10 protein-coding genes are annotated in these 13,957 nt (G+C 71.8%); 3 read left to right on the top strand and 7 right to left on the bottom strand.

Going from position 1 to position 13,957, the window contains the following annotated elements:
- Positions 1 to 71: 71 nt before the first annotated feature.
- The 7 genes from HZF07_RS20785 to HZF07_RS20755 form a co-directional block, all read right to left on the bottom strand.
- Complete coding sequence (locus HZF07_RS20785; RefSeq protein ID WP_157344248.1) at positions 72 to 2,795, bottom strand: helix-turn-helix transcriptional regulator; 2,724 nt, start codon at positions 2,793 to 2,795, stop codon at positions 72 to 74.
- A gap of 93 nt (positions 2,796 to 2,888) precedes the next feature.
- Positions 2,889 to 3,122: a heavy metal transporter gene (locus tag HZF07_RS20780; RefSeq protein ID WP_157344247.1), complete on the bottom strand. Its 234-nt coding sequence runs from the start codon at positions 3,120 to 3,122 to the stop codon at positions 2,889 to 2,891.
- Between the two features lie 70 nt (positions 3,123 to 3,192).
- On the bottom strand, positions 3,193 to 3,717 hold the full coding sequence (locus HZF07_RS20775) for a GNAT family N-acetyltransferase (RefSeq protein WP_157344245.1): 525 nt from the start codon (positions 3,715 to 3,717) through the stop codon (positions 3,193 to 3,195).
- Between the two features lie 82 nt (positions 3,718 to 3,799).
- Positions 3,800 to 4,366: a cysteine hydrolase family protein gene (locus HZF07_RS20770; protein WP_157344244.1), complete on the bottom strand. Its 567-nt coding sequence runs from the start codon at positions 4,364 to 4,366 to the stop codon at positions 3,800 to 3,802.
- A gap of 52 nt (positions 4,367 to 4,418) precedes the next feature.
- Positions 4,419 to 7,775, bottom strand: a complete 3,357-nt coding sequence (locus HZF07_RS20765; protein WP_157344243.1) for a heavy metal translocating P-type ATPase — start codon at positions 7,773 to 7,775, stop codon at positions 4,419 to 4,421.
- A 38-nt stretch (positions 7,776 to 7,813) separates the two neighbouring features.
- Positions 7,814 to 8,044 (bottom strand): heavy-metal-associated domain-containing protein, encoded by a 231-nt coding sequence (locus tag HZF07_RS20760; RefSeq protein WP_157344242.1) that lies wholly within the window; start codon positions 8,042 to 8,044, stop codon positions 7,814 to 7,816.
- A gap of 103 nt (positions 8,045 to 8,147) precedes the next feature.
- Complete coding sequence (locus HZF07_RS20755) at positions 8,148 to 9,689, bottom strand: MFS transporter (RefSeq protein ID WP_157344241.1); 1,542 nt, start codon at positions 9,687 to 9,689, stop codon at positions 8,148 to 8,150.
- A 400-nt stretch (positions 9,690 to 10,089) separates the two neighbouring features.
- Here HZF07_RS20755 and HZF07_RS20750 point away from each other — a divergent pair, with 400 nt between their 5' ends.
- From HZF07_RS20750 to HZF07_RS20735, 3 genes are all read left to right on the top strand, one after another.
- Entirely contained in the window at positions 10,090 to 11,265 is a 1,176-nt protein-coding gene (locus HZF07_RS20750; protein ID WP_157344240.1) for a flavin-containing monooxygenase, read from the top strand.
- Positions 11,266 to 11,303: 38 nt separating this feature from the next.
- Positions 11,304 to 12,719, top strand: a complete 1,416-nt coding sequence (locus HZF07_RS20745) for an MFS transporter (protein WP_157344239.1) — start codon at positions 11,304 to 11,306, stop codon at positions 12,717 to 12,719.
- 216 nt (positions 12,720 to 12,935) lie between these two features.
- Complete coding sequence (locus tag HZF07_RS20735) at positions 12,936 to 13,928, top strand: DUF389 domain-containing protein (RefSeq protein WP_157344237.1); 993 nt, start codon at positions 12,936 to 12,938, stop codon at positions 13,926 to 13,928.
- The last annotated feature ends 29 nt before the right edge of the window (positions 13,929 to 13,957 follow it).

Raw genomic sequence — 13,957 nt, 5'->3', positions numbered from 1 at the left:
GCCGGTGATTTCGCCGGGTCCTCGCGAGTCCGGGTCGCCAGCGGCCACGCCTGACCCGGGCGGGCCACCGATCAGTCGGGGTCGAGGGTGAGGGCGGCGAGCTCGGTACGCGAGCTGATGCCGAGCTTGGTGTACACGTTGCGCAAGTGGAAGTCGACGGTTCTGGGGCTGATGAACAGCCTGCCGGCGACGTCCTTGTTCGACAGGCCCTGTCGAACGAGCCCGGCGACCTGGGACTCCTGTGCGGTGAGCTCGGTCGCGACCAGGTCTGCACCGCGGCGGGCGGTCTCGCCGGACGCTCGTAGCTCCTGTCGGGCTCGTTCGGCCCAGAAGCTGGCGCCGAGGCTCTCGAACGTCTCGAGGGCATCGCGCAAGGGTGCCCGGGCGTCGGAACGGCGGCGGTTGCGGCGCAGGAACTCACCCAACGCGAGCTGGGTGCGGGCCCGGGCCGGCAGCCGCGAGGATCGTGCGTGCCACTCCAGCGCCGTGCGGAAGTTCTCCTCGACCTCCCCGTCACCGAGGACTGCGCGGCCGTGGTGGACCGCGGCCCACGCCCAGGCCATGTCAGTGCCCTCGGCGAAGGCCAGGAGCTCGCCGAGCCACTCCTCGGCGAGGTCGCGGCGGTCTGCCCGGATCGCCGTCTCGATCCGGTCCAGGGCCGTCAGCCCACGTGCGACGGGCAGCTCGATCTGTTCGTAGTGGTGCAACGCGGTCGCAGGCGTGATGTCGAGCTGCCGGGCCGCGGCCCATCGGGACAGCCCGCCGACGAGCCCGGTGATCGTGCCGCGCGGCGGGTGCTGCTCGAGGGCGCGCTCCAGCTCGTGGAGGTGGGCAGATGCTTGCGGGTCCCCGCGCAGCGCGGTGATGACGGCGAGCTCCGCGAGTGGGAGGGTCACCAGCTCCTCGAGGCCGAGGTTGCGGTCCAGCAGGACCGCCTCCTGGGCGTACGACGCGGCCTGGCTCCACGCGCCGGTCGCGATCCGGTAGACGACTCCGCGGGTCAGGGCGTGCTCGACCATGTTGACCGCGCTGGCCTCGCGGGCGTGCTGGAGCTGGAGGTCGTGCAACCTGATGGCGCGTGCGTCGTCCCCGAGGTGCATGGTCGCGATCGCGAGGTTGTGGTGCAGCATCGGTGGCGCATCCGGCGCGATGGGGGTCTCCCACGCGCGGCGGAGCGCAGAGGCAGCCTCGACCCAGTCGTCGCGAAGGACGGCCGAGAACCCGTCGAGCAGCCATCCGGCGACCCGATCCTCGGGCGGTGCATCGGCCGAGGGCGGCGGAGCGATCGTGGTCGGGTCCGGCGCGTCGCCCGACCGGGCGCCGAACGAGGCGAGCGCGGCCGCGAGCATCGCGAGGAGCCGAGCACGAGCGGAGTCGTGGGGCGCCGCGATCGTGGCGGCCTGGCACACGAGCCGGTAGCCGTCGTCGAGGGATCCGGAGTTCCACTCGACCTGGGCCTGCAACGCCACGAGGTCCGCACGCAGCAACGGGTCGGTGGCGTCCATGAGTGCGGCCCGCGCGAGCCGGTCGGCTTCGATCGGATGACCAGCGGCAACGCTCGACCCCGCGGCCCAGAACAGTCGGCGCGCGCGTGTGTCCGGATCGAGCGTGAGCTCGGCGGCACGAGTCCACGCCGCAGCAGCCGCTTCGTGTCCGCCGCGCCGTCGGGCGCGCTCGGCGGCCTCGTCCAGGGCGCCCACGACCTCGTCGTCGGGGCCGTCGACGGACGCGGCCAGGTGCCAAGCACGCCGGTCCTCCTGGGGCGTGCCGGCCAGCGCGTCCGCCAGCGCTCGGTGCACTTGACGCCGTTTCGAGCCGGTGGCAGCGCCGTAGATCGCGGACCGCACCAGCGGGTGCCGCAACGTCAGCATGCCGTCGTCCTCAGCGAGCAGACCGGACTCCTCGGCGGCGTCCATCGCGTCGGTGCCCGCGCCGAGCGTGTGCGCCGCGCGGCTGACCGTCGACGCTCGGCCGGAGTCGTCGGCCGCGGCGACGAGGAGCAGCGTCTGCGCCGGCGGGGGGAGGCGGCGGTAGCGGTCGAGGAAGGTGCGCTCGACACCTTCGGTCAGCGGCAGCCGATCCGGTAGCCGGGCGTGGCCGGAGAGCTGGTCGGCGCTCAGCGCGCGGGTCAGCTCCAGCAGTCCGAGGGGGTTGCCGGCGGTGACTTCCAGCAGCTCGGCGCGCACGTGGGGCGCGACGGTCGCGCCCAGCTGGTCGGCGATCAGCGCTTCGGCGGCGCCCGCGTCCACGCCGGACACGGTCAGCACGGTCATGTCTCGGGAGTCGAAGGCTCCGGTCTCGTCGTCGCGGATCGCGAACAGCAGTGCGACGGCCTCGCCCTCGAGCCGGCGCGAGGCGAACAGCAGCGCCGCGGCGGAAGCGTCGTCGAGCCAGTGGGCGTCGTCGACGACTGCGACCACCGGACGCTCGCCGGCGACCTCCGACAGCAGGTTGAGCGTGGCCAGGAAGACCAGGTGACGGTCGCCGACGTCATCGGTGGACTCGCCGAATGCGGCCCGCAGGGCGCTCGCTTGCGGAGCCGGGAGGCCGTCGAGACGGTTCAGGACTGGTCGCAGGAGTCGGTGGAGGGCGGCGAACGGGAGCGGTGCCTCGGACTCGACGCCGCGGGTACGCAGCACGGTCAGGTCGTCGGCCGCCGTGACCGCGTCCTCGAGGAGCGCGGACTTCCCCACTCCTGGTTGGCCGCGAAGCAGCAGCGCGGAGCCCTGGCCTGCTCGGGCGCGGGCAACGACCTCGCGCAACGTCGCCTGTTCCAGGTCCCTCCCCCGCAACACCTTCGACACAGTAGCCCCGGCTCGCGACGGGCGCGCTTCGATCACCGGCTCGTTCACCCGACGGGGTGACCGAGGGTGGCCGGTACGGCGGTGTCAGGTGTGGACACGGCATCCGACCATGTCGAGGACGGCGATGACGTCGGTCCGGTCGATCGGTTCCTGCGCGGTCACCAGGAGGGTGCCGGCTGCTGCGTCGAGGTCGCAGCGGGTGACTCCGTCGAGTTGTCCGACCTCGCTGTGCACGGCGTCGGTGATGTGGGCGCAGACGGGGCCGTCGAGGAGGAAGACGACGGTGCCCACGAATGTGCGTGGGGTGTCGCGCATCATCGGGGCCTGCTCGCGTGCCGGTGGTTCGGGTGGAGGGTGTACATGCAGAGCCTTCGTGGTCGGGGTGGGCTCAGGCCTTCGCGTCGAGCGGTGGCCGGGAGCTGACGTAGCTGCCGTAGGCGTTCGGTGTCCAGGCTGCGACGACCTTGGTGCGCAGTCGGGCGCCGAGTCGCTCGTAGAAGCGGTGGCCGGCGTCGTTGTCGTCGCGCACGCCCCACGTGATGAGCGGCCGGTCGTCGGTCTGGCTGGTGAGGTGGTCGGCGAGGGCGGCCATGAGGCGGCCGCCGATGCCGCGGTCTCGGGCCTCGGCACGGACGTAGAGGTCGTCCATGGCGAAGATGTCGCGGCCGAGCCACAGGTTGAGCTGGCGGATGCCGCTGACGTAGCCGACTGGCTGGTCGTCGGAGACCGCGAGCAGCACCAGCACCGCAGGGTTGGCCAGCATGCAGCGCCAGTCGTCGAGGGTGGCGTGCACCGCGTGAGCGGTGTGCTCGTGTGCGGCCAGTTCGAGGAGCAGGGTGAGGACCGTCGCGGCGTCCTCGACGGTGGCTCGACGGATCTGGACGCCCGTCGCGGGGATGGTTTCCGGGGACATGTCTCTCCTTGTGAGTCGGGTTGCTGGGCCAGGGTGTGGCGGGTGCGCCTGCGTGGAACACCGCCGGGTTGCTCCAGGGCGTTCAGGTCGGCTCGGACGCGACGAGCTGGTCGGTGGTCACGACGTCGGCGAACTCGCCGTGCAGGTTGACGGCCGTGGCTCGAGCGAGCTGGTCGGCGCTCCAGGTCGACCCGTCGGGGCCTTGTCGGTCGAACGTGTGGGTGGCGTCGAGCACGAACAGGACGTGGTGGCCGAGGTTGCCGCCGACTCGCGCCGTGGTCTCGCAGCAGTGGTTGGTCGTGATGCCGCAGACCACGATGCCGTCGACCCCGGCAGCGGTCAGCCAGCCGTGCAGGTCAGGGGTGCCGTGGAAGGCCGAGTTGACCCGCTTGGTCACCAGGAGGTCGGCCTCCGGCGACAGGTAGGGCTTGAGCCGGTTCCCGGGACTGTCCGGCCGCAACGGCGAGTCCGGTTCGTCTGAGTCGTGACGGACGTAGACGAGCGGCCGCCGCCGCGCGCTCCACTCCAGGACGAGGCGTTCGATGTTCGTGTCGCAGGCCGGGTTGTTGCGTCGGCCCCACCGGAGATCGTCGAAGCCGGCCTGCGCGTCGACCACGACCAGCGCATAGGCGTCCAGAGAGCTGGTCATCGGTCCACGGGCCGGGGTCGCGGGCATCATCGAGCACTCCGGGCAGGCGGCGTCACGGCGCGACCACCTCGGCCGGCTGAGGGGCGGTCTCGTCGTGGGCGTGGACGACGAACGGCGCGGTGATGACGCTGCCGTCGCCCAGGCGGAACTGCGCCCACAGCCGGTAGGTGCCGGATCGGTCGAACCGGACGTGGAGGTCGAGGTCGGGACCGAACGTCGTACCGGGGAGCGCGAAGACCGGCCGGTCCTGGTCATCGAACGTCTCCGCGTGCTGGTGGGCGAACGTGGAGCCGTCGGCGCGCATGACGACGACGTGCCCGGCAGCACCGAGGTAGGGCTGCAGGTCCTCGACCGGTCGCCCGGCGCCGTCGGTGAACCGCAGCGCGAAGTCGCTGGTCTCGCCCACGTGCGCCTCGCCGTCCAACGTGATGGAGACGTCGTCGCCGGCGTAGGTACGCACGTCGGCGGCCGGCACCGGCGTCGGCCGGGGGGCGGGGCCGGCGACGCTGAGCTGGTGGCTGGCCAGGACGTCGGCCATCTGCCCCTCGCGTCGGAACTCGGTGTGCACCAGGTACGAGCCAGGGCTCGGGAAGGTCGCGGTGACTGTGTAGATGCCCGGGGTGTCGGTGGGTTCGGGGTGGATGTGGGCGAACGTGCCGAGGTCGGTGCGGGTGATGATCATGTGCATCCAGACCTGGTGGGTGCGGACGAGGTCGTCGACGAGCGCGCCGGTCTCGGCGTCGCGGACGGTGACGGTCGCGGTGGTCGGCTCTCCGGGCCGGATGCCGGCCGGGACCTGGAGGGCGACGCCGAGGCCGGCCTCGTGGGGGTCGACCGGCGGGACCTCGGTCTCCTCCATCGTGCTCATCACGGGACGCATGGGCATGCCCATGCCTTCGGACCAGGCGAGCGCGCCGTTCATGCCGCGTTCGGCCTGGTCGGTGCGGGAGAGCCAGGTGAACCCGGCGCCGAGCGAGAGGGCGACCACCGCGATGGCGGCGAGGTAGGACCACCGGCCGACCTGGTCGAGCGCGGTCGGGCGAGCGCCGGCCTTCTCGGGGCTGAAGCGACGCAGTCGGAGGGCGTTGGTGACAACGCTGACCGAGCTCATCGCCATCGCGGCGCTCGCGAGCACCGGGTCGAGCAGGAGGCCGTCCCACCAGTACAGGGCGCCGGCAGCGACGGGGATGAGGAGCACGTTGTAGCCGAAGGCCCACGCGAGGCCCTGCTTGATCGTGGTGACGGTCTCCCGGGAGAGCGCGATCGCGGTGACGATGCCGCGCAGGTCGCCGCCGACCAGGGTGATGTCGGAGGCGGCGATGGCGACGTCCGTGCCGGTGCCGATGGCGACGCCGAGGTCGGCCCGAGCCAGCGCGGGGGCGTCGTTGATGCCGTCGCCGACCATGGCGACGACGTGGCCGGCGGCCTGGAGGTCGGCGACGCGGTCGGCCTTGTCGGCGGGGAGGACCTCGGCGAGGACGTGGTCGATGCCGACCTGGGCGGCGACCGCGCGGGCGGTGGCGGCGTTGTCGCCGGTGACCATCCAGACCTCGAGGCCGAGGGAGCGGAGCGCGGCGACGGCGTCGGCGGAGGAGGGCTTGACGGGGTCGGCGACCTCGACGAGTCCGGCTGCGGTGCCGTCGATCGCGACGTACATCGGGGTGCGGGCCCGCTCGGCGGAGCGGCGGGCGGCGCCGACGAGGGCGGTGACGTCGACGTGGTGGCGGTCCATCAGCGCTGCGTTGCCGACCAGGACCCGGTGGCCGTCGACCACGGCGGTGATGCCGTGGCCGGGAATGGCGTCGAACGCGGTGGCGGCCGCCAGGGACAGCCCACGGTCACGGGCGGCGGCGACGAGCGCTTCGCCAACGGGGTGCTCGCTGCCGACCTCCGCAGCCGCGACGACCTCGAGGAGGTCGTTCTCGGACCGGCCGGGCAGGGTGGTGATGCCGACGAGGTCGGGGCGGCCGGCGGTGATCGTGCCGGTCTTGTCGAGGATGACGGCGGTGACCTGTCGGGCGGTCTCGAGCGCCTGCCCGTCGCCGATGAGGATGCCGAGCTCGGCGGCCTTGCCGGTGCCGACCATCACCGCGGTCGGGGTGGCCAGGCCCAGGGCACACGGGCACGCGATGATGAGAACGGCGACAGCGGTGCCGATGGCCAGGACGAGCGCCTGGTCCTCGGGGCCGAGGAGGAACCAGCCGAGGAACGTCGCGAGGGCGGCGAGCAGGACGGCCGGGACGAACCAGGCCGACACGCGGTCGGCCAGTCGCTGCATCGGCGCCTGGGCGCCTTGGGCCTCCTCGACGAGGCGGATGATCTGGGCCAGGGTGCTGTCAGCGGCGGCGGCCGTGACGCGAATGACGAGTGTGCCGGTGCGGTTGATGGTGGCGCCGATGACGGTGTCGCCGGTGGTCTTGGTGACAGGGACGCTCTCCCCGGTCAGCATCGACTCGTCGAGCGTGGAGGTGCCGTCGACGACGAGGCCGTCGACGGGCAGCTTCTCGCCCGGGCGGACGCGGACCAGGTCGTCGACGCGGACCTCGTCGACGGGGACGTCGACCTCGGTCTCGCCGCGCACGACGCGGGCGGTGGTCGGGGCGAGCCCGACGAGGGCCTTGATGGAGCCGGCGGTGCGCTTCTTGGCCTTCAGCTCCAGCCAGCGGCCCATCAGCACGAGGGCGATCACGATGAGCGCGGTCTCGAAGTACAGGTGCAGGGGCAGACCCCAGCGCTGCGCCGGGCCGGGCCAGAGGGTGACGAAGGCGCTGTAGCCGTACGCGACGCCGGTGCCGAGGGCGACGAGGGTGTCCATGGTGGTGGCGCGGTTGCGGGCCGCGGTCCAGGCGTGGCGGTAGATGTCGCTGCCGGCCCAGAACTGCACGCCGGTGGCGATGACCAGCAGCAGGGGCATCAGCCAGTCCATGGTGTCCAGGTGGAGCGGCAGGTACATGACGCCCATGAGCGCCAGGCCGGTCACCAGGGCGATCCGCCAGCGGCGGGCCAGTCGAGAGATCTCGTGGTCGCGGCGGGCGTCGAGGTCGTCGACCTCAGACGAGGACGAGGTGCTGGGGGTGTCGGCCGGCGGGACCGCCGGGGTGTCGCCGTCGGACGGAGCCGGTGTTGGGGTCCGGGTCGGCTTCGGGGTTGCCGTGTAGCCGACCCGGACCACGGCCGCGGTCAGGTCGGTGACCGGGGCGAGAGACGGGTCGTGGGTGACGGTGGCCGTCTCGGTGGCGAGGTTGACCGAGGCCACGACCACCCCGTCGACGCGGTGGAGCGCCTTGGTGACCCGTCCGACGCAGGACGCGCAGGTCATGCCGCCGATGGCGAAGCTGGTCTCGACATCTGCGGTCCCGACATCTGCGGTGTGGACGTCGGCCTTCGGCTGGGGGGTGGTCGTGGTCATCTCGATCTCCGGTGTGCTGCGTGGGTCCGTCGGATGGGTCAGGAGGCGAGCTCGTAGCCGGCCTCGTCGATGGCTGTGCTCATCTCGTGGTCGCCGACAGGTCGGGTGCTGGTGACGACGACGTCGCCGGTGGGCAGGTCGACGGTCACGTCGGTGACGCCGTCGATGGCGCCGACCTCTCGTTCGACCGCCCCGACGCAGTGGCCGCAGGTCATCCCTACGACGCGGTAGGTCCGGCTGCTGCCGTTCGAGGTGGTGGTGGTGGACATGTCGTGCTCCTTCTCGGTTGCTGTTGGTGTGGGGCGTTGGGGCGGGACGTGCATCCAGCGTCGGTCTCCCCGGCGCTGGGTCGCGCCGGGGAAACCGCCGGGTTCAGTGCCCGTGCCCGTGGCCGTGGCCGGCCGCCATCGCGGTCTCCGGGTCGTGGGCGGGCAGGAGGGCGGTGGGCAGCAGCAGGGCGGCGAGCCCGACCGCGATCGCGAGGAACGCGTCCTGGGTGCCGTCGACGATGCCGGCCCGGGTGGTGAGGTCACCGGCGATCGCGGTGAGGGCGGCGACGCCGAGGGCGGCGCCGATCTCGTGGCCGGTCATGAGCAGGCCCGACGCCATGCCGGACTGCTCGTGGGGGACGTCGCTCATCGCGGCGACGGAGATGGCGACGAACATCGGCCCCACCCCGAGGCCGAGGAGCGCGAAGCCGGGCAGGACGTCGGTGAGGTAGCGGGGGTCGGAGTCGATCGAGGCGAGCACGAGCGCTCCGGCAGCCGCGAGGACCAGGCCGATGACGATGAGCCTCTTCGCGCCGAGGTGGGGCAGGGCCTTGGAGGCGACGGCGGCGCTGGCGGTGATGAACGCCGCGAGCGGGAGGAACTCCAGACCGGCCACGAGCGCGGAGGCTCCGAGGACCTGCTGGAGGTACAGGGAGCTGAGGAAGATGGCGCCCACGACCGCGCCGGTGACACCGGCCATCACGACGGAGGCGGAGACGAGTGAGCGGATCCGCCAGGTGGCGGGCGGGACGATGGGGGCGGCGACCTTGCGCTCGTTGACCACGAACGCGCCGAGCAGGACGGCTGCGAGCGCGGCCGCACCGAGGGTGGGTGCGGCTGTCCAGCCGTGGCTGGTGGTCGACTCGACGGCGTACACGAGGGCGAGGAGCCCCGTGACCAGGGTCAGCGCGCCGGACAGGTCGAGCCGGCGGTCGCCGGCGGCTGTGGTGCTGGGCATCGGCGGGACCTTCGCGAGAACGCCGGCGAGGACGACGGCGCCGACGGGCACGTTGATGAAGAACACCGCGCGCCAGTCGAAGACGGTGGTCAGGATGCCGCCGAACAGGACACCGGCGGCGATGCCCATGCTGGCCACGGTGCCCCACAGGGCGAGCGCGGTGGCGCGCTGCCGGCCGGCGTAGCTGGTCATCACGATGGACATGGCTGCCGGGGTGAGCATCGCGGCGCCGGCGCCCTGAGCGCCGCGGGCCAGGATGAGGGTGAGCGCGGAGTCGGCGAACCCGGAGACCAGGGAGCCGAGGGTGAACACCGCGAGGCCGGTCAGGAACATCCGGCGACGGTCGAACAGGTCGGCCAGGCGGCCGCCGAGCAGGAGGAGGCCGCCGCTGAGCAGCACGTACGCGCTGACGGTCCACTGGTAGTCGCTCGAGGACAGGTGCAGGTCGGTCGCGATGCTGGGCAGCGCGACGTTCACGACGCTGACGTCGAGGACGACCATGACCTGAGCGGCGAGCATGAGCGCCAGCACGGTCCACGGTCGCCGCGTCACGTCGGGCTCGTGGCTGTCGTGATGGGCGACAGCGTCCGCTCCGTGACGGCCGTGGTGGCCGTGGCGCGGAGACGGATCGCCGGTCGGGGGCGTCGTCGGCGGGTGCGACGGCGGGTGGTGGAGCTCGGTGGACATCGTGTTCTCCTTCGGGCTGGTCGGACCGGCTGAATGGATGCCGGTGATGTCCACGAGCCTCGTCGCGAGCGATGCCTGCTCGCGCTGGCGAAATCGCCGGGTTTCAGGAGAACAGGGGTGCTCCTGGCCGCGAAGCCGCGGATCCTCGCGCCCTGAAACCGGCCGCGTCCCGGTGGTGCCGGCGCTCATGGTGATCCTCGGCTGCTCATCGACCCGTCAGGGCGATGCCGGTGCGGGCCGAGTCGACGACCCCGGCGATTTCACCGGTGTGAGGACCCCGTCCCGATTCGTAGCGTCCTAACCGAACGCTGGGGTGGGCCGGAAGCCGCGGACCATCACCAGCAACCGCCAGCGACCACCGCCACGCCCTCGACTCAGCCCACGACCGAAGGACCCAACGATGCCCACGCACACCGACCCCGTCCAGCCCGTAGCGCCTGATACGGCACCGTTCTGCCACGACACCCGGGACGGCCTCGACGTGCTCGTGATCGGGGCTGGCCAGGCCGGGCTCGCGATCGCCTACCACCTGAAAGAGGCCGGCCTCCGGTTCCTGGTAGCGGACGCGGCCGCCGAGGTCGGCTCCGCCTGGCGCAACCGATGGGACTCCCTGACCCTGTTCACCCCAGCTCAGTACGACGCACTGCCCGGCATGACCTTCCCCTCCCCAGCCGACACCTATCCCACGGCCGCCGAGGTCGCCGACTACCTGCAGACCTACGCCACCCGGTTCGAGCTGCCCATCCTGCTCAACACCGCCGTGACCCGGCTCGCGCGCGACGGCGCCGGGTTCGCCGTGCACACGACCACCGGACTACTGCGTGCCCGGCAGGTCGTGGTCGCCACCGGACCTTTCCAGACCCCGGTCGCACCGGCCATCCGAGAGGCGCTCGGGCGCGGCGTGCAGCAGATGCACAGCGCCGAGTACCGCAACCCGGACCAGGTCGGCCCAGGCCAGGTCCTGGTGGTGGGCGCCGGGAACTCCGGTCGGCAGATCGCGCTCGAGCTCGCCGCGAGCCACGAGGTGACACTCGCCGTCGGCACCGAGGCACTGCAGCTTCCGCAACGCATGTTCGGCCGCGACCTGTTCTGGTGGCTGCTGAAGTCCAGGCTCTTGACCAAGTCAGCAGACACCCGCGTCGCCCGTCGGATGCGAGCCCGCGGCGACCTCGTCATCGGCAGCCCCCTCGAGGACCTTCGCGAGGCGGGCGTCGACATCCGCCCACGACTGATCGCGGCGAACGACGACGAGGTCACCTTCGCGGACGGCTCCCGGAGCCTGCCGGCCACGGTCGTGTGGGCCACCGGCTTCCGTCCCGACTACTCCTGGATCGATATCCCGGACGTCGTCACCGAGCAGGGCGTCGACCACGAGCGCGGCATCACCCCGGTCCAGGGCCTGACGTTCATCGGCTTGCCGTGGCAGCACACCCGCGGGTCGGCGCTCCTCGGGTTCGTCAGGCACGACGCCGCTTGGCTGGCCCGCCGCATCATCGCCGCCGCAAACCACAGGGGCGATGCCGAACAACCCGGCGACTTCGCCGGTGCGAGCGCGTCGTCCGCCGCGGGACGGTGACGGAGCCCGCACGTTCCACCCCGACCTAGGTGAACCACATGACCATCGCAACCCAGCCTGAGACGGCTCGCCCCACCTCCGCGACCGTCGCAGCCGCGCCGGCACCCGCGTCCGTCGGAGAGAGCCGGCGTCGCACGATCGCACTCGGACTGCTGATCTCGGCGCAGTTCGTCGTCATGCTCGACACCTCGATCGTCAACGTGGCGCTGCCCTCCATCCAGGCCGACCTCGACCTCAGCTCCAGCGGACTGAGCTGGATCATCAACGCCTACGTGCTGACCTTCGGCGGCCTGCTGCTGCTGTTCGGGCGGGTCGCGGACCTGTTCGGCCGGCGCCGCGTGTTCATCGCCGGCTCGACGCTGTTCACCTTCGGCACCCTGCTGGCCGCGACGGCGACGAATGAGTGGATGCTCGTCGGCGGCCGCGTCATCCAAGGCGCGGGCGCAGCCGCTCTCAGCCCCGCAGCGATGTCGCTGCTCATGCTCAACTCCCCCGGCGAGCAGCGGGCCCGGGCGATGAGCCTCTGGGGCGCAGCGTCCGCCGTCGGGGGAGCTACCGGCGTCCTGGCAGGTGGATTGCTCGCCGGCGCCTTCGGGTGGTCGTCAGTGTTTCTGGCCACGGTGCCCGTCTCCGTCGGCACTGTCATCTTGGCCCGCCGCTTCCTCGAGGACACCCCGCACGATGCCCGGCGGCGGTTCGACGCGCTCGGTGCAGTTACGGTCACCGCTGCGGTCATCGCGCTCGTCCACGGAGCCCTCGGCGCCGCGGACACCGGCTTGACGTCACCGAGTGTGCTCATCGCCGTCAGTGCTTCGGCGGCGCTCCTGGGTGCCTTCATCGCCATCGAGCGTCGCACCGCGGACCCGCTCGTCCCGCTCGGGCTGTTCCGGTCCCGCGCTCTGTCGACCGGCGTCGGCCTCGCGGTCATGGGCGGCGCCGCCCGCGCCTCGACGTTCGTGCTGATCGCGCTCTACCTTCAGCAGGCGCTCACCATGTCTCCGGAGTGCGCCGGCCTGGCGATGGTGCCGACCTCTGTCGCCGGGTTCGTCGTCAACCTGGCTCTGCTTCCTCGGGTGCTGCGTGCCATCGGCCCGCGGCGGAGCCTGGTCTCCGGGCTGGTCATCCTCGCCGCCGGACACCTCTGGCTCGCCTACGCGCCGACCGATCGTGGCTACCTGGTCGCCGTCCTCCCCGGACTTCTGTTGGTCGCGACCGGGGTCGCGCTCAGCTTCACACCCACCACCATGGTCATCGCTTCTGCAGCTCCCAGCTCCCACACGGGCCTTGCGTCTGGATTGGCGAGCTCGGCCACCCAGGTCGGTGCGGCACTCGGCACCGCTGCGTTCACCGCGATCGCGTTCACCGCGGGCGGCGGGTTCCCCGCAGCGTTCACTGCCGCTGCGGTCGTTGCACTCGCGACTGGGCTCCTCGGATGCTCGATCGCGCGCCGCTGACCCCCGTGGATCCGCACGGGGGCTGAGCAACGAAGAGATCGCCGTACGGGAGAACCGCGCCATCAACACCGTGAAGACCCACATCCGCACGGCGTACCGACGATCGGGTGGGCAGCGGTGCACCACGGGTTCGACGCCGACAACGAGCGGTGACCCCGAGGTTCTCGCCGACCCGTGCCGACACCCCGGCTTCACCTGCTGCCGCCATACTCAGACATGCTCGACACTCTGCGAGAGCGATTGCTCCCCGAGACCCAGCGCCGTACTTCCGACGAGCTCGACGACGACCTGAACCTCCGGTCGGGCGATGCCCGGGCCAAGCAGTCGGCGTTCTGGGCGATGCTCGTGCTCTCTGCGATCATCGCGAGCGCGGGCGTCATCACGGACTCCACCGCCACCGTCATCGGCGCGATGATCATCGCCCCGCTGTCCACGCCGATCATGGGGATCGCGCTCAGCATCGTGCTCGGCCGCCGCAACGGCTCGGTCGTCTACGTCACCCTCGGGACGATCACCGTGATCATCATCGGCGTCGTGTTCTCGCTGGCCGTGCCGCAGAACATCGCACTGCTCAGCAACAGCCAGATCGCCAGCCGTACGTCGCCCGGACTCGCCGATCTCGTCGCCGCCATCGCCACCGGCTTCGCGGGCGCCATCGCGCTCTCCCGCCGCGACGTCGCCGCTGTGCTTCCTGGCGTCGCGATCGCGATCTCCCTCGTCCCACCACTCGCCGTCGTCGGCGTCTGTCTCGGCCAGGGCGCTCCCAACCTCGCCGCCGGCGCCTGCCTGCTCTTCTTCTCCAACCTGCTCGCGATGGTCGCCGCCGGCGTCATCACCTTCGCCACCCTCAACCCGCTCTCCGAGCGTCACGCCCGCCGCCGGCCTGGCCTCGTCATCGCCAGCCTCGCCGTCGTCATCGCGGTCCCGCTCGCCGCCAACACCGCCGCGGTCTACGCGATCGACCGCTACAGCTCTGACGTCCGGAGCACAGCCGAGCGGTGGCTCGCCTCGACCCCCGACGCCACCGTCACGAGCGTCGACTTCAACTCCCCCACCGACGTCCAGATCAACATCCGCCACACCGGCGACCTGCCGTCGTACTCCGACCTGCTCGACAACCTGCACGGCGTCATCCCCGACGGCATCGCCGTCCACGTCGACGCGGCGGTCGGCTCGGACACCAAGATCGGCGAGGTCGGCGGCAACTGATCGAGGCCCGTCAGTCAGGCTTCCTGTTG

The sequence above is a fragment of the Nocardioides agri genome (assembly GCF_013778305.1).
Lineage (GTDB): Bacteria > Actinomycetota > Actinomycetes > Propionibacteriales > Nocardioidaceae > Nocardioides > Nocardioides agri.
The sequence above is the reverse complement of the archived record's forward strand: the minus strand, read 5'-3'. Positions and strand labels throughout refer to the sequence as shown.

Coding starts and splice junctions, on each gene's coding strand:
- HZF07_RS20755 (WP_157344241.1), bottom strand. CDS start 9,689: ATGTCCACCGAGCTCCACCACCCGCCGTCGCACCCGCCGACGACGCCC.
- HZF07_RS20745 (WP_157344239.1), top strand. CDS start 11,304: ATGACCATCGCAACCCAGCCTGAGACGGCTCGCCCCACCTCCGCGACC.
- HZF07_RS20765 (WP_157344243.1), bottom strand. CDS start 7,775: ATGACCACGACCACCCCCCAGCCGAAGGCCGACGTCCACACCGCAGAT.
- HZF07_RS20775 (WP_157344245.1), bottom strand. CDS start 3,717: ATGTCCCCGGAAACCATCCCCGCGACGGGCGTCCAGATCCGTCGAGCC.
- HZF07_RS20780 (WP_157344247.1), bottom strand. CDS start 3,122: ATGATGCGCGACACCCCACGCACATTCGTGGGCACCGTCGTCTTCCTC.
- HZF07_RS20760 (WP_157344242.1), bottom strand. CDS start 8,044: ATGTCCACCACCACCACCTCGAACGGCAGCAGCCGGACCTACCGCGTC.
- HZF07_RS20735 (WP_157344237.1), top strand. CDS start 12,936: ATGCTCGACACTCTGCGAGAGCGATTGCTCCCCGAGACCCAGCGCCGT.
- HZF07_RS20750 (WP_157344240.1), top strand. CDS start 10,090: ATGCCCACGCACACCGACCCCGTCCAGCCCGTAGCGCCTGATACGGCA.
- HZF07_RS20770 (WP_157344244.1), bottom strand. CDS start 4,366: ATGACCAGCTCTCTGGACGCCTATGCGCTGGTCGTGGTCGACGCGCAG.